The organism is Alishewanella sp. HH-ZS (assembly GCF_001704375.1).
Classification (GTDB): domain Bacteria; phylum Pseudomonadota; class Gammaproteobacteria; order Enterobacterales; family Alteromonadaceae; genus Alishewanella; species Alishewanella aestuarii.
This window is the reverse complement of sequence record NZ_LZEJ01000001.1, coordinates 74,005-93,410: the sequence shown is the minus strand read 5'-3', so window position 1 is coordinate 93,410 and position 19,406 is coordinate 74,005. Positions and strand designations below refer to the sequence as shown.

17 protein-coding genes are annotated in these 19,406 nt (G+C 52.6%); 16 read left to right on the top strand and 1 reads right to left on the bottom strand.

The window, feature by feature from the left end; translation table 11 throughout:
* Window positions 1–38: 38 nt before the first annotated feature.
* The 11 genes from rpoE to acpS all read left to right on the top strand — a co-directional run bounded on the left by rpoE (window position 39) and on the right by acpS (window position 8,946).
* The gene (gene rpoE / locus A9165_RS00455; protein WP_065954551.1) at window positions 39–614 is read left to right on the top strand and encodes an RNA polymerase sigma factor RpoE; all 576 of its coding nucleotides are present in this window, start codon (window positions 39–41) and stop codon (window positions 612–614) included.
* A 34-nt stretch (window positions 615–648) separates the two neighbouring features.
* Complete coding sequence (locus A9165_RS00450; RefSeq protein ID WP_065954550.1) at window positions 649–1,257, top strand: sigma-E factor negative regulatory protein; 609 nt, start codon at window positions 649–651, stop codon at window positions 1,255–1,257.
* Window position 1,258: 1 nt separating this feature from the next.
* On the top strand, window positions 1,259–2,200 hold the full coding sequence (locus A9165_RS00445; RefSeq protein WP_065954549.1) for a MucB/RseB C-terminal domain-containing protein: 942 nt from the start codon (window positions 1,259–1,261) through the stop codon (window positions 2,198–2,200).
* Window positions 2,200–2,661 (top strand): SoxR reducing system RseC family protein, encoded by a 462-nt coding sequence (locus A9165_RS00440; RefSeq protein WP_065954548.1) that lies wholly within the window; start codon window positions 2,200–2,202, stop codon window positions 2,659–2,661. Before A9165_RS00445 ends, A9165_RS00440 begins: the two co-directional genes overlap by 1 nt.
* Before the next feature lie 151 nt (window positions 2,662–2,812).
* Window positions 2,813–4,612, top strand: coding sequence for a translation elongation factor 4 (lepA, locus tag A9165_RS00435; protein ID WP_065954547.1), 1,800 nt, complete (start codon window positions 2,813–2,815; stop codon window positions 4,610–4,612).
* A 12-nt stretch (window positions 4,613–4,624) separates the two neighbouring features.
* A complete protein-coding gene (gene lepB / locus A9165_RS00430; protein WP_008607242.1) occupies window positions 4,625–5,548 on the top strand; it encodes a signal peptidase I in 924 nt (307 codons plus the stop codon).
* Window positions 5,549–5,556: 8 nt separating this feature from the next.
* Complete coding sequence (gene rnc / locus A9165_RS00425; RefSeq protein WP_039925061.1) at window positions 5,557–6,231, top strand: ribonuclease III; 675 nt, start codon at window positions 5,557–5,559, stop codon at window positions 6,229–6,231.
* On the top strand, window positions 6,221–7,123 hold the full coding sequence (gene era, locus A9165_RS00420) for a GTPase Era (RefSeq protein ID WP_008607245.1): 903 nt from the start codon (window positions 6,221–6,223) through the stop codon (window positions 7,121–7,123). Before rnc ends, era begins: the two co-directional genes overlap by 11 nt.
* Complete coding sequence (gene recO, locus A9165_RS00415) at window positions 7,083–7,826, top strand: DNA repair protein RecO (RefSeq protein ID WP_238534555.1); 744 nt, start codon at window positions 7,083–7,085, stop codon at window positions 7,824–7,826. The genes era and recO overlap by 41 nt, the downstream gene beginning before the upstream one ends.
* 14 nt (window positions 7,827–7,840) lie before the next feature.
* The gene (pdxJ, locus tag A9165_RS00410) at window positions 7,841–8,569 is read left to right on the top strand and encodes a pyridoxine 5'-phosphate synthase (RefSeq protein WP_008607247.1); all 729 of its coding nucleotides are present in this window, start codon (window positions 7,841–7,843) and stop codon (window positions 8,567–8,569) included.
* Window positions 8,569–8,946, top strand: coding sequence for a holo-ACP synthase (acpS, locus tag A9165_RS00405; protein WP_008607248.1), 378 nt, complete (start codon window positions 8,569–8,571; stop codon window positions 8,944–8,946). The genes pdxJ and acpS overlap by 1 nt, the downstream gene beginning before the upstream one ends.
* Here the strand turns inward: acpS and A9165_RS00400 are convergent.
* Entirely contained in the window at window positions 8,913–11,657 is a 2,745-nt protein-coding gene (locus tag A9165_RS00400) for a response regulator (protein WP_065954546.1), read from the bottom strand. The two genes, acpS and A9165_RS00400, sit on opposite strands and share 34 nt — an antisense overlap.
* An 82-nt stretch (window positions 11,658–11,739) precedes the next feature.
* Here A9165_RS00400 and rlmD point away from each other — a divergent pair, with 82 nt between their 5' ends.
* The 5 genes from rlmD (at window position 11,740) to eno (ending at window position 19,287) form a co-directional block, all read left to right on the top strand.
* A complete protein-coding gene (rlmD, locus tag A9165_RS00395; protein WP_065954545.1) occupies window positions 11,740–13,068 on the top strand; it encodes a 23S rRNA (uracil(1939)-C(5))-methyltransferase RlmD in 1,329 nt (442 codons plus the stop codon).
* A gap of 36 nt (window positions 13,069–13,104) precedes the next feature.
* Window positions 13,105–15,300, top strand: coding sequence for a GTP diphosphokinase (gene relA / locus A9165_RS00390; protein WP_065954544.1), 2,196 nt, complete (start codon window positions 13,105–13,107; stop codon window positions 15,298–15,300).
* Window positions 15,301–15,308: 8 nt separating this feature from the next.
* Complete coding sequence (mazG, locus tag A9165_RS00385) at window positions 15,309–16,097, top strand: nucleoside triphosphate pyrophosphohydrolase (protein WP_065954543.1); 789 nt, start codon at window positions 15,309–15,311, stop codon at window positions 16,095–16,097.
* 199 nt (window positions 16,098–16,296) lie between these two features.
* A complete protein-coding gene (locus A9165_RS00380; protein WP_008984369.1) occupies window positions 16,297–17,934 on the top strand; it encodes a CTP synthase in 1,638 nt (545 codons plus the stop codon).
* A 60-nt stretch (window positions 17,935–17,994) separates the two neighbouring features.
* On the top strand, window positions 17,995–19,287 hold the full coding sequence (eno, locus tag A9165_RS00375) for a phosphopyruvate hydratase (protein WP_065954542.1): 1,293 nt from the start codon (window positions 17,995–17,997) through the stop codon (window positions 19,285–19,287).
* The last annotated feature ends 119 nt before the right edge of the window (window positions 19,288–19,406 follow it).

Here is a 19,406-nt window from a genome sequence, read left to right as displayed (position 1 = left end):
AAACAACACCTATTGCATTACAGGGGCAGGCTCAAAGAATGAGCGAGCAAGAATTAGATTGGCAAATCGTCCAGCGGGTACAACAAGGGGATAAAGCAGCGTTTAACGTGCTGGTAAAAAAATATCAGCACCGGATCGCGAACTTAATTTCCCGCTATGTCTCTAATCACGGAGATGTTGCAGATGTGGTACAGGAAGCCTTTATTAAAGCCTATCGGGCGATACCGGGCTTCCGTGGTGAAAGTGCGTTTTATACCTGGCTATATCGGATAGCGGTTAACAGCGCGAAGAACTATCTGGTCGCGAATAACCGTAAGCCACCGGCCAGCGATGTGGACGCGGAAGATGCGGAGTATTTTGAAGGTAGCGATGCCCTGAAAGAGCAGGACTCCCCGGAACGCTTGTTGTTGTCCGAGGAAATCCGGCAAGTGGTATTCGGTACCATTGATAAATTGCCTGATGAACTGCGCACGGCTATCACCCTGCGTGAGTTAGAAGGGCTAAGTTATGAAGAAATCGCTGAAGTAATGGAATGCCCGATCGGGACAGTACGCAGTCGGATCTTCCGGGCCCGTGAAGCGATAGATGCTCAGCTGAAACCTTTGATAGGTTAGGCTAAACCCAGCAAGTACCTTGACAGGAAACTTTATGTTGTCAGAGAAGCAGGAATGGCTGTCAGAAGCCGCAGATAATCAGCCGCTAACGGCCGCGCAACTGGATGCCTTGTTGCAGCAGCGCGAGCAGCAACAGACGCTGGAGCGCTATCAGTTGATGGGTGCTGTATTGCGTAATGAAGACGCCAGTGTGCTGCCGGCGGATTTCAGTGAACGCTTTGCTGCCCGTCTGGAGCAGGAAGCAACCTATCAGTTGCAACCGCAGCACAGCCTGCTAAGCCGGTTGCGCGGTACCCTGCAACAGGCTGCAAATGCGCAGTGGTTTAAGCCGGCAGCGCAGGGTGCTATCGCGGCAGGTGTGGCGCTGGTGGCGGTCTTTGGCGTCCAGCAATATCAGCAGCCACTGGAGCAGGAGCTGATGTTACCGACTCCGGTGCTGCAAACCCGGCCGGTAGCTGGTTTTGCGACGCCGGTCAGTTTAAGCCAGACTTCGGTTGAAAGCCGCTTCGCTGAGCAGGAGCAGCAGGCGATGCTGGAACAGCAACGACGGTTACAAGCGTTGTTGCAGGCCCACCGCCAGCAGGTGCGTTTAATGGAGCAACCACAAGCGCAGCAGGAACCGGAACAGCAAGAGCCGCGTTAACATGAACAAAGTGCTGTTATGGCTAGGCGCAGTGCTGATTCTCAGCAGCACTGTCGCCAAGGCCGATGAAGAAGGGTGGGCCTTGCTGGAGCGGGTGCAGCAAAGCGTCAGGCAGCACAATTTTGATACCTCCTTTGTGATCCTCAAAGGCAATCAGGTTGAGTCCTACCGTTGGTTACATGGTCGGCAGCAGCAAGCTGAGATTGAGCATCTGGTGCCGATGTTTGCCGAAGGTGTCGACATTCTGCGACGTGACAGCCAGGTGTATTATCTGCTCAGTGAACGCCCGGCGTTAATTACGCACAGCCGCTTTATTAAAGAGCTGCCAGCTTTATTTTATCAGGAACCGTCCCGTTTAAAGTCGCTGTACAATGCGGTGTTGGGTAGTGCGTCCATGGTGGATGGCCGCAGTGCACAGTTACTGCGCTTATCTGCCCATTCGGCCGCCCGCTACCACTATTGGTTGTGGGTTGACGTTGAAACTGCTTTCCCGCTGCGACTGGATACCTTAATTACCTCTGCCGATATGCAACAGGCGGCACTTGAGATCTGGCAGGTTACGCATTTGAGTATCAGCAGCGAAATGTCAGATAACCTGAAGCAGCTGCTGGAAATTGAATTACCGGATGCGACGGCCTTGACCCTGAGCCAACCGCCACAACGACACCTGCTACACTGGTTACCTGATGGCTATCAGGTGGTCGCCGAGCCACTGGCTATCCCGCAGCTGCAACCGGAAATTCAGAGTTACTGGTTGCTGTCGGACGGACTGCACCAGATCTCGGTGTTTGTACAGCCTGGTCAGCGTTTACCGGCGCAAGCCTATCGCGATGGTGCCCTGACGATTTTTGTTAAATCCGATCCGCAGCAGGACGTTACGGTAATAGGTCCAGTCAGTCTGGAAATTGCCCAGCGTCTGGCGGCAGCCGTGACGCAAAAATAATGCAGGTCGATGAAATTGCGACCGTGGTCGCCACCGAACAGCACGGGGTCTGGCTTACCACCACACCCGCCGGCAGTTGTAACAGCTGTCAGGTAAGTGGCGATTGCGGCACCGGCATTGTTGCCAAAACCTTTACCCCGCGTCAGCAACGGTTTTTTGTCAGCACTGAGCTTAGGCTGTTACCTGGCGAGCAGGTGCGGATTGGCATTGCGCAGCAGGGGTTGTTGCTGGCGGCGTTACTGGTCTATCTGTTGCCGTTGGCACTGATGTTACTGAGCGTCACGGTGTTAAATGTCTTTTGGCAAGTGGCCGAAATCTGGTCGCTGCTGCTGGCCGTAATAGCTATGGCGGTTGGGTTTTATCTAGCCCGGCGTTATGATCAGCGGCCGGGGCAGTCAGAGCAGGTGCAGATCCTGGAAGTGTTACCGCAGCTGGCCTTACATCGCGTGCAACCAGACTAAGCCGCGAAACACTCAGCCAACAAACATAGCAAGCTTAAGCCGGATAGAGTACAATTCGCGCTAATTTCAATACTAACCCGCATTGTCCACCCACTATGCCGCCGCTGTGGCTGCATTCAGGTGACAGTGCACTCAGTTTTTTGCGGATAAGATGCCAAAACTCGACCATATCAGAAACTTTTCAATTATCGCCCACATTGACCACGGTAAGTCGACCTTATCAGATCGTTTGATCCAGTTTTGTGGCGGTTTAAGTGACCGGGAAATGCAACAGCAGGTACTGGATTCGATGGATCTGGAACGTGAGCGTGGTATTACCATCAAAGCTCAAAGCGTGACCTTGCATTATCAGGCTGATGATAGCAACACCTATCAGCTGAACTTTATCGACACCCCAGGCCATGTTGACTTTACCTATGAGGTAAGCCGCTCACTGGCCGCCTGTGAAGGGGCACTGCTGGTAGTGGATGCCGGTCAGGGTGTCGAGGCACAAACTGTGGCTAACTGTTACACCGCACTGGAGATGAATCTCGAAGTGCTGCCGGTACTGAATAAGATCGATTTGCCGCAGGCAGATCCGGATCGGGTATCGGAAGAAATCGAAGATATTATCGGTATCGAAGCGGTCGGCGCTGTGCAGTGCTCAGCGAAAACCGGCTTGGGTATCAAAGATGTGCTGGAAACTATCGTTAAGAAAATCCCGGCACCGGAAGGCGAGCCTGAGGGCCCAACCCAGGCATTAATTATTGATTCCTGGTTCGACTCTTATCAGGGCGTAGTGTCACTGGTGCGGGTTAAGCACGGTAGTATCAAAGCCAAAGATAAAATTAAAGTTATGTCGACCGGCCAGGTTTATGAAGTGGATAAAGTCGGGGTCTTTAGCCCGAAAGCCACTAACACCGGCGAATTAAAAACCGGCGAAGTTGGCTTTGTGATTGCCGGTATTAAAGAAATTAAAGGCGCGCCGGTCGGTGATACGCTGACGCTGGCTAAAAATAGTGCTGATAAGCCACTGCCTGGTTTTAAGCGGATCAAGCCACAGGTTTATGCCGGGGTGTTCCCGGTGTCCAGTGACGATTACGAAGATTTCCGCGACGCCCTGGCCAAACTGAGTCTGAACGACTCCTCGTTATTCTATGAACCGGAGAACTCCGGAGCCTTGGGCTTTGGCTTCCGCATTGGTTTCCTCGGTATGCTGCATATGGAAATCATTCAGGAACGCTTAGAGCGCGAATATGATCTGGACCTGATCACCACGGCACCGACGGTAGTCTATGAGGTGCTGAAAAAGAACGGCGAAACGATTATGGTCGACAACCCCAGTGATCTGCCGGCGACCAATGATATTGATGAAATCCGCGAGCCGATCGTGGAAGCGCATATTCTGGTACCGCAGGAATATCTGGGTAACGTTATTACGCTCTGTATTGAGAAACGTGGTACTCAGATCAATATGAGCTATCACGGCCGTCAGGTGGCAGTGGTGTATGAACTGCCTATGGCAGAAGTGGTGATGGATTTCTTTGATCGCCTGAAGTCGACCAGTCGTGGTTATGCCTCACTGGACTATAGCTTTAAACGCTTCCAGACCTCGAACATGCAGCGGGTGGATATACTGATTAACGGTGAGCGGGTCGATGCGCTGGCCATTATCAGCCACATTGATTTTGCGCAAAGCCGTGGCCGTGAACTGGCAGAAAAGTTAAAAGAGCTGATCCCACGCCAGATGTTTGATATCGCGATCCAGGCGGCGATCGGTAACCATGTGATTGCCCGGACCACGGTAAAACAATTACGGAAAAACGTTCTAGCCAAGTGTTATGGCGGTGACGTTAGCCGGAAGAAAAAGCTGCTGCAAAAGCAGAAAGAAGGTAAAAAGCGGATGAAGCAGGTCGGTAATGTGGAAGTACCACAGGAAGCCTTCCTGGCCATTCTGAAAGTCGGAAAATAATAAGGACAGCTAATGGCAGGCTATTTTTCAATTCTACTGGTGCTGTTAACGCTAAGTTTTGGTGTTATCTGGTTGCTGGATAAGTTTTATCTGGCACCACAGCGGCAACTGCGTCTGGCCGGTGCCCGGGCGCAGGCAAAAACTGCGCTGCCGCTGCAGGCCGAAGAGGAAATTCTGAAAGAGTCTGCTGTAGTGGAAACGGCCAAGTCGCTGTTTCCGCTGGTGGCTGCGATCACAATTTTACGCTCCTTTTTATTTGAACCGTTTCAAATCCCTTCCGGTTCGATGATGCCCACCCTATTGGTCGGTGATTTTATTCTGGTGCAAAAATTTGCCTATGATGTCAAAGATCCGGTCTGGCGCACGACGCTGTGGAGCAACAAGACGCCACAACGCGGCGATGTTGCAGTCTTTAAATACCCGCTTAATACCAAAATTGATTACATCAAAAGGGTGGTCGGGGTGCCGGGAGATCGCATCGTCTATCAGAATAAACAGCTGTTTATCGCGAAAAACTGCGCGACTCCTGTGGTCAGTGGTTGCGGTGAGCTGCAAGCGGTACCGATGACTTTTCAGGATGAGGGCGAGTTTTATCTGGGGCCTATGCCACAAAGCCGCTTCCTGGAGCAGTTGGGCGAGGTGGAGCATCAGGTGCTGACCACGCCAATGAAACCGGAAGATTTCCGTAACTATTTCCGGCAGCGCGGTACCGATATCGAAGAGTTTATTGTGCCGGAAGGCCATTATTTTGTGCTGGGCGATAATCGCGATAATAGCGTCGACAGTCGGTTCTGGGGCTTTGTGCCGGCCGATAATCTGGTTGGTAAAGCCGTCTTTATCTGGATGAGTTTCGAATTTAGTGAAGATCCGAATAGCTGGTTACCACGCTGGGTGCCGGTTGGTGTTCGTTTTGAGCGCTTAGGCCGGATCCAATAGCGATGCCGATGCAAAAATCTTTAAGCCCCCTGATGCGTAAGCTGGGCTATCAATTTAATCAGCTGAGTTTATTGGAACAGGCGCTGACGCACCGCAGCTGCAAAGGTCAACATAACGAGCGGCTGGAATTTCTCGGTGATGCCCTGCTGGGGCTGATTATCGCAGAAGCCTTGTTTGCCCGCTTCCCGCAAACCCGCGAGGGTGATCTGACGCGGATGCGCTCTGCTCTGGTCAAAGGCGTGACCCTGGCTTCTATTGCTCAGGAGTTGGGGCTGTCGGATTTTTTACGACTGGGGCCGGGCGAATTGAAGAGCGGTGGCTTTCGTCGGGAATCCATTCTGGCTGATGCGCTGGAAGCGATCTTAGGGGCTATCTATTTAGATAGCGGTATGGAAGCCTGTAAAGGCCGGATCCTTGAGTGGTTTGGTCCAAGATTAGAAGAAATTGCGCCGGGCCAGCAGAAAGACTCGAAAACCCAGTTGCAGGAATATCTGCAGGGGCTACGCTTACCGCTACCGACCTATGAAGTGATTGCCACTATCGGGGAAGCGCACCAACAAACCTTTACCGTGCGCTGTACTGTGCTGGGAAGGACTCCTATTACCGCGACCGGTTCATCCCGGCGCAAGGCGGAGCAGGATGCTGCTGCGCTGGCTTTGGAACAATTAAAGCATGACCGTTAGTCCCTCTACTTTTGCCGGCCTGGTGGCCATCGTTGGCCGCCCGAATGTAGGTAAATCTACGCTACTGAACAAACTGGTTGGTCAGAAAGTGAGTATTACCTCGAAAAAACCGCAAACCACCCGGCACCGTATTGTTGGTATTGATACTGAAGGTGACTACCAGGCGGTGTTTGTCGATACCCCCGGCCTGCATATCGATGAGAAGCGGGCGATTAACCGTTTGATGAATAAGGCGGCAGCCACCTCCATTCTGGACGTCGAATTTGTGCTCTTTGTAGTAGAAGGCACCCGTTGGCATGATGACGATCAGATGGTACTGAACAAACTGATTGCTGCGAAAAAGCCGGTGATCCTGGTCGTCAACAAGGTCGACTTGTATAAAGACAAAGCGGAATTACTGCCACATTTACAGTGGCTGGGTAGCCAGTTAGATTTTCTGGATGTGGTGCCGTTATCGGCCGAGAGCGGTGACAATGTCGCCACTTTGCGCAAGGTGGTGCAACAGCATTTACCCCCTTGTGAATTCCTGTTTCCGGAAGATTATGTTACCGATCGCTCGCAGCGGTTTATGGCGGCGGAGATTGTGCGCGAGAAGCTGATGCGCTTCCTCGGTGATGAGTTGCCCTATGCAGTGACCGTCGAGATTGAGCGCTTTAAGTGGGAAGAAAAACATTTTCATATCGCTGCGCTGGTGCTGGTGGAGCGCGATAGCCAAAAGAGAATGGTGATCGGCAACAAAGGCGAGCGGATTAAGCAAATTGCTACCGAAGCCCGGCTGGATATGGCCGCCATGCTGGAAGCGCCGGTGTTTCTGCAAGTATGGGTTAAAGTAAAATCGGGCTGGGCCGACGATGAGCGCGCCCTGCGCAGTCTGGGCTACGGCGAAGATTAACCAGGCGATGGACGGAAGATTGTGGCCAGCTTACATCCTGCACAGCCGTCCCTATCAGGAAAACAAACTCTTGCTGCAACTGCTGTTGCCGGAGCAAGGCCGGATCAGCGCTGTCGTAAGACGGCGTAGCGGTAAACAACACCGGGCACTGCAACCCTTCCAACCCTATTTATTGAGTCTCGGCGGCCGTAGCGCGCTAAAAACCGTATTGCAGCTGGAAGAGCAGGCGGCGGCCTATCCTTATCGCGGCCGGGTGTTATACAGTGCCCTGTATTTAAATGAGCTGCTGTGCCGGCTCTGGCCTGCTGATCTTGGTTCGGATACTCTGTTTGCCGATTACCAGCAAAGTTTAGTGGCGCTGGCACAAAGCAGCAGCGATGGCATGCTGGAGCAAGCGTTGCGGCAGTTTGAATTTGCCTTGCTCGCTGAGCTCGGGCAATTACCGGCGTTGGAGCTGGATGCAGCAGCACAGCCAGTTCAGGCTGAGCAATACTATCAATTCGCTGCCGAGCAAGGGCTTGTGCTCAGTCCTCAGGGCTGGCGCGGTGCCGCTTTATTGGCGATCGCTGCTGGCGACTGGCAACAGCCGGACGCCCTGCGGGTTGCTAAACAATTAAGCCGGCAGCTGCTCGCGCCGTTGCTCGGCGATAAACCTTTAACCAGCCGTGCTCTGTTTCAGCAACGGAGCAGCGGGCCGGCCTAATTACGGAGTTTGTTATGTCTGCAATTTATTTAGGCGTGAATATCGATCATATTGCAACGGTGCGTAATGCCCGTGGCACAGCCTATCCGGAGCCGGTGCATGCCGCTTTGCTGGCCGAGCAATATGGTGCGGATGGGATCACTGTGCATCTGCGGGAAGACCGCCGCCATATTATTGATCGCGATGTCTTTATTTTGCGCGAAACCATTGGCACCCGGCTTAATTTTGAGATGGCGGTGACCGAAGAGATGTTGGCCATTGCCGGTAAACTGAAGCCGCATTTTAGCTGTCTGGTTCCTGAAAAGCGCGAAGAGTTAACCACTGAGGGGGGCTTAGAGGTTGCCGGCCAGCTTAGTAAAATTCGTGCAGCAGTACAGCAGCTGCAGGCTGATAATATTCTGGTGTCGTTGTTTATTGATGCCGATAAAAAGCAAATTGACGCCGCAGCCGAAGTGGGCGCTCCCTTTATCGAGATCCATACCGGCCATTATGCAGAAACCAGTGGTGCTGTGCAGCAAGCTGAGTTAGCACGGATTGCCGACGCGGCTGCTTATGCTGCGTCACTGGGCATTACGGTAAATGCCGGTCATGGTCTGCATTATCATAATGTACAGCCGATTGCCGCTATTCCGCAAATGTACGAGCTGAATATTGGCCATGCCATTATCGCCCGCGCCTTGTTCAGTGGCCTGGGGCCGGCCGTGGCAGAAATGAAACGCTTAATGGTTGAGGCCAGAGGCTAATGGCGATCCGCGGCCTGGGTACCGATATTGTGGCGATCGACCGTATCGCCGCCAGCTTACAAAAAAGTCCGCGTTTGGTCAGCCGGGTGTTGACCCCGTATGAGCAAGAGTGCTTCGCTGCGCATAGCCAGCGCGAGCGCTATTTTGCCAAGCGTTTTGCGGCCAAGGAAGCCGCTGCCAAGGCGCTTGGCACCGGTATTGGCCGTGGCATTTCCTTTCAGCATTTTGAAATTCGTAATGATGCTTTGGGTAAGCCGGAGTTACAGTTAAGCGGTCATGCCGCTGAGAGGGCGAACCAGCTTGGAGTAACAGCGGTATGGCTCAGTATCAGTGATGAACAGGCTTATGCCTGTGCTACTGTAGTGCTGGAAGGCTGACTCAGTTCGGGTGGCAGCCGGGTGTCAGCCTGCAGTAACAGCGCTAACACATCCTCCAGCTCCGACAGCTCCGGCTCCAGCGATTTGATACTGGCGCCTTTTTTCAGCTGGGTTTCCAGTCCTTCCAACAGATTCTTCAGGCGTGGCACACCGCTGTAGCAACAGGCTCCATGCAGCTTGTGTAACGCATGCAGTAGCAGTTGCTGTTCGTTATCAGTGATGGCTTGCTGAATTTGCCGGCTGGCCTGCGGTAAAGATTGGATCAGCAGCTGCAGCATCTCCTGCGCCAATTCCGCTTTACCAGCGGCCCGTTGTAAGGCCTGAGTCCAGTCAATCAGCGGTACAGCCTGTAAGGTCACGGGTGAGGCACTGGGTTGCGTTTTTTGCAGCGCACAGAACTCCTGTAGGGTGCAATGCAGCATCTGTTCGTCCAGCGGCTTAGTCAGAAACTCATTAAACCCCAGTGCTAATAATCTTTCGCGTTCGCCTTCCAACGCGTGAGCGGTGACGGCAATAATCGGTGTATGTTCGTTCAGCGAGCTTTGCCGGATTCGTTGGCAGGCGGTGATGCCATCCATCACCGGCATGTTAATATCCATAAAAATAATATCGTACACATGCTGGGTGGTTTTCTGCCAGGCAGCCGCGCCGTCATGGGCTGACTCCAGCTCCTGTACCCGGTCGCTGAGCAGGGTGTTGATCAGTTTCAGATTGGCTTCATTGTCATCTACGGTCAGCACCCGCAATGCTGCCCGCTGTTGTTTCTCTTCGTCCGGTGCCGGTAATGCGGGTTGCGAGTAGGGTTGTGCCAGGGCTAACGCCAGTTTACGTGAGTGAGCCGGCTTGGGTAAGCAGGCGGTAGCGCCAGAGCCCAGTAGCACTTCACGTAAATTCGGCGACAGTGTATTGACCAGCAGATAAACAAAGTGACAACTGAGGCGCAGTTGCTGCACCAGCGCAATAATATCATTCACCTGATTGATGGCAACGGCACGGCCTACCAGGCCAATATCATAATGTTGCCGCGAGCTGAGTGCTTGCTGTAATTGCCCTTTGGTGGCGCAGGTCGTGACCTGCATTCCCCAGCTATTTAACAGCTGCAGGGTGGCCTCGCGCGAATATTGTTGTGGCTCGAAATACAGTACCCGCTTGTTTTCCAGCTGCGTCAGCGGCAGCGGCTCGGCAACGGTTAACTGATGCTTCTGACACTTGATGGTAAACCAGAAGGTTGAACCTTCACCGAGTTTACTATCAAAGCCGATATTGCCCTGCATCGCCAGCACCAGCCGCTTACAAATTAATAATCCCAAGCCGGAGCCCGTTTGCTGATCCTGTTGCTCTGAGATGCTGGTACCATCAAATAACCGGCTTTGCTTTTCATCGCTGATACCACGACCGGTATCCTTAACCGAGATATGTAAATTCAATTGTTCTTCAGACAGCGCGGTGGCACTGACCCGGATCACCACACTGCCATGTTCGGTAAATTTAATCGCATTACCGGCAATATTCATCAGGATCTGGGTTAAGCGAGCCGGATCGGCGACCACATCATCCGGACAGCCAGTTTCAAATAGCAGCACCAGCTCCAGCTGCTTGTCAAAAGCATTGGCAGCCAGCAATTCAACCGCATCGTTCAGCAGATCGCGCAGCGATACCGGCTCTGGGTTAATCGCCATCCGCCCTTCCTCCAGCCGGGAAAAGTCCAGCACATCATTAACCAGATGCAGCAGGCTGTTGGCCGATTTTTGAATGGTATGCAGATAATCACTTTGATGAGGATTCAGTGGTGTTTTCAGCAATTGCCGGGTAAAACCAATTACCGCATTCAGGGGCGTGCGTAACTCATGGCTCATTTTCGCCAGAAAGTCAGATTTCTGCCGGTTTTCTTCCACCGCTTTGCGACGCGAGAACTCCAGCTGAATGTTCTGGATTTCCAGCTGTTCCATACTTTGCTGCAGATCGCCGGTCACCTGTTCAATATTTTGCTGCATTTCCTGCTCAAGGGTGTTGAGCTGACCGGCCAGCTGCAGTAAACCCTGTTGCAGTTGCTCCAGTTCGTTGATGCCAAGCGCGTAGGGCTTTAAGCGATACTGGCCATCTAATAGCTGTTGTAACTGCCGCTTTAGGCGGCGTTGTGCAGTTAGCTGCTTTTGTACCAATAATAGTCCGAACAGTAATGCCAGCAGCACAACGGCACTGACCAGTAACGCAGTATTGAGCAGATGGACTTGCTGCTGCAGCGCCAGAGGTTGCTGTTGCATCGCCAGTAATAAATAGCCAGGGCGTTCATCGATCAGTGGATTGGTCTTGAGCAGAGGTTGGTAAACCAACAGCATATCATCCTGCGGTTGATAGCTAAGCCGGGCGGGCTTTTGCTGGTGGATTGTCTGGTTGCTCAGATCGCGCTGACTGTTGCTGGTAAACAGCAGCTGACCATCAGCATCAAACAACGAGATACTGATGACTAAGGGTGAGTTAAGCCGGTGCGCATGCTCCAGTAATGCCTGCACACCTTTGCTTTGTTGTAATAGCAATTGCTGACTACTAATAGCCAGGGGCAGGGCAATATTGGCTGCCTGCTCGTGTAAATTGCGCTGCAGATCCTGTTGCTGCTGATAGTTAAAATAGCCCCCCAGCAGAATACCCACCAGCAGGGTGGGTAACACAGCAGATAAGATTAACCAGAGGCGTAAACCTATTTTCGGCATCGGGGGTCCGCATTTATCACAATTTGGCTCAGCCGTGTCATAATGACATATCGAACGCGAAAAACCTATAAGACCCCACAAGATGGTAAGCCTGTATAAAGCCAAAGCCAAACCAAGCCGCCTTGGCCAGCAACTGAAATTACAGATTGATAGTCTGGACTACGAAGTGAACGGCATCAGCCGTTATCAGCAAAAAATCGCCTTTGTCAGTGGTGCCTTGCCGGGTGAACAGGTACTGGCGGCGGTGACAGAAGATAAAGCCGATTATTTAAAAGCCCGGACTCTGCAGGTGCTAAGCCCCAGTGCCGAGCGGGTCATGCCCTTTTGCCCCAGTTTCGGCCACTGTGGCGGCTGTCAGTTGCAGTATTTGGACGCGCAGCAGCAAGGTCAGTATAAACAACAGGGCGTCGATGCGTTGTTGCGACATCAGTTGGGGTTGGCATCTTTGCCCTGGCAGCCACTACTCAGTGCCGCTGACCGGCAGTATCGCCGTAAAGCGCGGATTGGGGTCTGGTTTGATAAAAAGCAGCGCCAACTGACAGTCGGCTTTCGCCAGGCCGGCAGCAAGCAGCTGGCTGCGGTAAGTCAGTGTGATGTGCTGGCCGCACCCTTGCAGCCGGTGTTTGCGGTATTACAACAGCAGGTGCCCCGCTTAAACCGGCCGGAAAGCGTAACCCATGCTGAAGTGATTCTGGCCGGGGAGCAGCCGGTGGTGGTGCTGCGTCATATTGCAGCGCTGTCAGCGGCCGAGCAACAGAGTTTTGTTGCGGCCTGGCCACAAGCCCGCTGGTTCGGCGAGCCAGAGGCCGGTGTCTTTATCAGTTGGGATGGCAATAGCGCGCCGCTAAGCTATCAGCTGGAACCGCAGCAGATAACATTACAGTTTGCCGCCGATGATTTTATTCAGGTTAATGCCAGGGTGAATCAACTGATGGTCAGTCAGGCAGTAAGTTGGTTGGCACCGACTGCGGCAGATACGATTTTGGATCTGTATGCCGGGATGGGGAATTTCAGTCTGGCGCTGGCCCGGCAGGCTAAACTGGTGCATGGGGTAGAAGGTCTGTCCAAAATGGTGCAGCAGGCAGCAGACAATGCTGCGCTGAATCAACTGGATAACGTGAAGTTCTGGCAGGCGGATTTACATTTACCCTGGGGCAAAACCGCCTGGAATCAGCCGATCTATCAAAAAGTGCTGTTAGATCCGGCCCGCGCCGGTGCTGAGGGGGCGGTAAAACAACTGTTAGCACTCAAGCCGGCACAGATATTGTACGTCTCCTGTAACCCGGCCACCTTCGCCCGCGATGCGAAAGCGATGCTGGCAGCAGGCTATCAGTTGCAAAAACTGGCCGGGGTCGATATGTTTCCGCATACCGCGCATTTGGAACTTATGGCGTTGTTCAGTCGTCAATAGCCTGAGACTCGCCGGGGCACTAGCAGAGGAAAAAACATGGTCAGGGTACGTCAGTCACACAGTCATGGTTATCACGGTGGCGAAACCTTTGAATGGTTGTGTTCACTGGGGTTGACTGAGAAAAAGATTGAATCCTTGTTAGAAACCGCAACCTGGCTAAAACAGTTGCAGCTGGATGACGATAATCCACAAGTCCGTACCGGCTGGGATATGGTGGAAATTCTGGCTGAACTGCGAATGGATCAGGACTCGCTGGTCGCGGCGCTGCTCTTTCCGGTATTTGAAGCCAACCTGCTGGCCCTGCCAACCATTGAAGATCATGTCAGTCCGGCCGTGTCCGGTTTACTGACCTCAGTACAGCAAATGGCGGCGATCCGCACTATTCCGGTTAGCGTGCGTCAGAATAACGATGGTCAGCAAGCGGATACGCTGCGCCGGATGTTATTGGCGATGGTGGAGGATGTGCGGGCCGTAGTGATTAAACTGGCAGCCCAGATCTGTACTCTGCGTGAGGTCAAAAACGCCGATGAAGAAACCCGGGTACTGGCGGCAAAAGAAACCAATGCCATCTTTGCCCCTCTGGCGAACCGGCTGGGGATTGGCCAGTTAAAGTGGGAGCTGGAAGATCTGGCGTTCCGTTATCTGCATCCGCAAACCTATAAACAAATCGCCAGCCTGCTGGAAGAGCGCCGCCTGGACCGTGAACAGTATATGCAGGACTTTGTGAGCAGCGTTCGGCAAAAAATGCTGGAGGCAAACCTGCAGGCCGAGGTCTATGGCCGGCCAAAACATATTTTCAGTATCTGGAAAAAGATGCAGAAGAAGCAGCTGTCCTTTGATCAGCTGTACGATATCCGGGCAGTGCGGATTGTTACCGAGCGGGTACAGGATTGTTATGCTGCACTGGGTTTAGTACATACCAGCTGGCGTCATCTGCCAAAGGAGTTTGACGACTATATTGCCACGCCAAAACAAAATGGCTATCAGTCGATCCATACGGTGGTATTAGGACCACAGGGCCGGCCGATTGAAATTCAGATCCGCACCCGGCAGATGCACGAAGATGCTGAGCTGGGCGTCGCGGCACACTGGCGTTATAAAGAGGGCGGCCCGGCCAGTAAAACCGCCGCTAATGATGAGAAAATTGGCTGGTTACGTAAGCTGTTGCAATGGCAGGAAGATTTGGCTGAAGGCACCGATCTGATTGAAGAGTTGCGTAATCAGGTGATTGAAGATCGGGTCTATGTGTTTACCCCCAAGGGTGACATTGTTGATTTGCCGATGGGGTCAACGCCGTTGGATTTTGCTTACTATATCCATTCCAATGTCGGGCATCGCTGTATTGGCGCCAAAATCTCCGGCCGTATCGTGCCCTTTACCTATCAGCTGAAAACCGGCGATCAGGTCGAAATTCTCACTGGCCGCGAACCGAATCCAAGCCGTGACTGGTTAAATCCGAATTTGGGCTATCTGAAATCCAGTCGTGCCCGCTCTAAGGTGCAATACTGGTTCCGGTTGCAGGATCGCGATAAAAATCTGGCGGCCGGCCGCGAACTGCTGGACGCCGAGTTATCACGGCTAAATCTGGTACTTGATCACCCAACCAAAGTAATTAATCGCTTTAATGTCAATAGCATGGACGAGTTACTGGTGGGCATTGGTGGCGGTGAGATCAAGGTTACTCAGGTGGTGCACTTTATTCAAAGCCAGCAACCCAAGCATGAGTTGCCGGAGATTGATCCGCGCTTAAAAACCAAGCCGCTGTCACAAAACAAAGCCAAGAGTGATGTGATAGTGCAGGGCGTCGGTAACTTGCTGAGCCATATGGCCGGTTGCTGTCATCCGCTACCGGGCGATGCCATTATCGGCTATATCACTCAGGGCCGCGGTATCGCCATTCACCGCGATGACTGTGAACAGTTTAAACTGCTGCAGGACGCCCAGCCTGAGCGGGTGGTTGAAGCCACCTGGGGCGATAAATATGCCTCCGGCTATGAGGTGGATATCCGGATCGTCGCGCATGACCGTAACGGCTTGTTGCGAGACATCACCAGCATCCTGGCGAATGAAAAAGCCAACGTCACCAAGATGAGCAGCAGCTCGGATATCAAAGAGCAAACGGCCGTCATCAATATGACGATGGAGCTGTATAATCTGGACTCGCTGAATAAACTGCTGAGTAAAATCAGTCAGATTGACGATGTTATTGAAGCCAAACGCTTTCATCATTAGGAATTTTTGTGGCAGCACCGATACAACGCTTACTGGATATTATGAGCACCCTGCGCGACCCTGAACGGGGCTGTCCGTGGGATCTAAAGCAAAACTACGCCAGCATTGTGCCCTACACTCTGGAAGAGGCCTACGAAGTCGCCGATGCCATTAACCGGCAAAGCTTTGCTGAGCTAAAAGATGAACTCGGTGATTTGCTGTTTCAGGTGGTGTTTTATGCCCAGCTGGCCAAAGAAGATGGCCATTTTCAGTTTAATGATGTAGTAGACAGTATCAGCACTAAGCTGGAGCGGCGGCATCCGCATGTATTTGCTGATGCTGCAGGCGCTGTGAATGCCAATAGCGCTGAGCAGGTATTGCAGAATTGGGAAGCACTGAAAAGTGCCGAGCGCCAGCAGCAGGGCCAACACAGTGTACTGGATAATATTCCGCAGAATTTGCCGGCATTAAGCCGGGCCAATAAGCTACAAAAACGCTGCGCCAATGTTGGTTTTGACTGGCCGGACGTGCAGGGCTGCTGGGATAAAGTTAAAGAAGAGATCCTCGAAGTGGAGCAAGCTGCCAGCGATAGCCCCGAACTGGCAGAAGAGTTGGGTGATCTCATGTTTGCGCTGGTCAATGTGGTGCGCAAACACAAGCTGGATCCGGAAGCCGTATTGCGTGCGGCCAATAGCAAATTTGAACGGCGCTTTCGCGCGGTAGAACAGGCGCTGGCAGCCGCGGGGAAAACGCCGGCCGACAGTGATCTGGCAGAGATGGACGCGCTATGGCAACAGGTCAAACAAGGTCCCCGCTAATACGGTTCTTGGCGGCCGGCTTAGAATAAACCGCAAACTACAGCGCTTTTGATTGAGCGCTGCCTTGCCCTTTGCTATACTTTCCTCCCGTCCTGATACCAAACTCTCTTTACCCTAGCTGTACTGTTGCCAGTATTGGCATTACCGCTTTTGGCATGGTGATTTGGTCTAATTTTTCTTACTGTGTGTCTGGGGTCTTATGGCGACAAGATATATCTTCGTGACGGGTGGGGTAGTCTCATCTTTGGGTAAAGGCATAGCAGCAGCGTCGCTGGCGGCAATCTTAGAGGCCCGCGGCCTGAAGGTGACCATCCTGAAGCTGGACCCTTATATCAACGTTGACCCGGGCACCATGAGTCCTATTCAACACGGCGAAGTGTTCGTGACTGAAGATGGCGCCGAAACCGATCTGGATTTAGGCCACTACGAGCGCTTTATCCGTACCAAGATGAGTAAACTGAACAACTTTACTCAAGGCCGCATCTACGCCGATGTGCTGCGCCGTGAGCGTCGCGGTGACTATCTGGGTGCCACCATTCAGGTCATTCCACATATCACCAACGAAATTAAACACCGTGTGGTACAGGGAGCGGAAGGCTTTGATATTGCCATTGTCGAAATTGGTGGCACTGTCGGCGATATTGAATCCTTACCTTTCCTGGAAGCCATCCGGCAACTTGGCACCGAAGTCGGACGTGAGCGCACACTCTATATGCATCTGACGCTGGTGCCTTATCTGGGCACGGCCGGTGAGATCAAAACCAAGCCAACCCAACACTCGGTAAAAGAGCTGCGTTCAATTGGGATCCAGCCCGATATTCTGGTCTGCCGCTCTGACCGTGCTATTCCCAACAATGAAAAGGCCAAAATTGCGCTCTTTACCAATGTTGAAGAAAAAGCCGTTATTTCATTAAAAGACGTCTCCAGTATTTACCAGATCCCGGCGTTATTAAAGTCACAGAGCCTGGACGATCTGGTCTGCCGTCGCTTCCATATCGACGCCCCACAGGCTGATTTAGCCGAGTGGGAGCAGGTGCTGTATCAGGAGTCGAATCCAACCGGCGAAGTGACCATTGGTATGGTCGGTAAATACGTCGAGTTGCCGGATGCTTATAAGTCAGTAAATGAAGCCCTGGGCCACGCTGGTCTGAAAAACCGTTTAACGGTGAATATCAAATATATCGACTCGCAGGATGTCGAAAGCAAAGGCACCGCAGTGCTGGCGGGCCTGGACGGGATTCTGGTGCCGGGCGGTTTTGGTGAGCGCGGTGTGGAAGGTAAGATTTTAGCGGCGAAATACGCCCGCGAACAAAAGGTACCTTACCTGGGGATTTGTCTGGGCATGCAGGTCGCGCTGATTGAATATGCGCGCAATGTTGCCGGTATGCCGGGTGCACACTCGACCGAATTTAACAAAGCTACGCCTTATCCGGTGGTCGGTTTGATCACGGAATGGCGTGATGCCGATGGTTCAGTGGAAGTGCGCACAGATGAATCTGATCTGGGTGGGACTATGCGCCTGGGCAGTCAGAACTGTAATCTGAAAGACAAGACCAAGGCGCGTGAGATCTACGGTAAAGCTGTGATCCAGGAGCGGCACCGCCACCGCTACGAAGTGAATAACCATTTACGACCAAAATTAGAAGAAGCCGGGCTGGTGGTTTCGGGCTTATCAGCGGATAACCAGCTGGTTGAGATGATCGAAATTCCTACTCACCCCTGGTTTGTCGCCGGGCAATTCCACCCGGAATTTAACTCGACACCACGGGATGGCCACCCGCTGTTTCAGAGCTTTGTCGCTGCGGCGCATCAGTATCAGAAACAGCAACGCGTATAACGGATCTGAAGCCGTGCGGTAAGGCACGGCTTTTTAGTTTTTAACAGGGGACTTAAGACTATGTCAGCAATTGTCAAAATTATCGCCCGCGAGATTATGGATTCACGCGGCAATCCAACCGTTGAGGCCGATGTGTATCTGGCCAGTGGTGCTATGGGCCGCGGCTGCGCGCCTTCAGGTGCCTCGACCGGCTCACGTGAAGCGCTGGAGCTACGTGATGGCGATAAAAGCCGTTATTTGGGTAAAGGTGTGACCAAAGCCGTTGCCAATATCAATGGTCCTATCCAGGCGGCGTTAATCGGCAAAGATGCTTATCAGCAAGCGGCTATTGATCAGCTGATGATCGACCTGGACGGTACCGAAAGCAAATCTAAGCTGGGTGCCAACGCTATTCTGGCAGTATCGCTGGCAGTTGCCCGTGCGGCAGCTGCGGATAAAAAGATCCCGTTGTATCAGCACATTGCCGATCTGAACGGTACTCCTGGTGTCTACAGCATGCCAGTGCCGATGATGAATATTATCAATGGCGGCGAGCACGCCGATAACAACGTGGATATTCAGGAGTTTATGGTGCAGCCGGTTGGTGCCAAAACGTTCGCTGAAGCCCTGCGAATGGGGGCGGAGATCTTCCACAGCCTGAAGAAAGAATTGCAAAAACGTGGCCTGAACACTGCTGTGGGTGATGAAGGTGGTTTTGCCCCGGATCTGAAATCAAACGAAGAAGCCCTGACCGTGATCGTGGAAGCGGTTAAAGCTGCAGGCTACGAAATGGATAAAGACGTGACGCTGGCGCTGGACTGTGCGGCCTCTGAATTCTACAAAGACGGTAAGTATGTGCTGGGTGGCGAAGGGAAGAGTTTTGATTCCTATGGTTTTAACGACTTCCTGGCCGGTTTGACACAACGCTTCCCGATCGTCTCAATTGAAGATGGTCTGGACGAGTCAGATTGGGATGGCTGGAAAGATCTGACTAACAAAATTGGTAGCAAGGTACAGCTGGTCGGCGATGACTTGTTTGTCACCAACACCAAGATCCTGACCCGCGGTATTGAGCAGGGTATTGGTAACTCCATTCTGATCAAGTTTAACCAAATCGGCTCACTAACCGAAACGCTGGCAGCCATCAAGATGGCAAAAGATGCCGGCTTTACCGCGGTGATTTCACACCGTAGCGGTGAAACCGAGGATGCCTTTATCGCTGACCTAGCAGTGGGTACCGCCGCCGGTCAAATTAAAACCGGTTCACTGTGCCGCTCGGATCGGGTTGCTAAGTACAATCAGTTACTGCGGATTGAGCAGGAACTGGGTGCCAAAGCACCATATAAAGGCCGTAGCGAAATTAAAGGCCAGTAAGGCAAAAAGGGCTGTCGATTGACAGCCCTTTTTTTATCACTGCTATGCCGACTATGCTAAGCCTGTGCTAGGCTAACGGAAGCTGAAATTCGAATCACCGCTGTCGTGGCGTAAGGGTT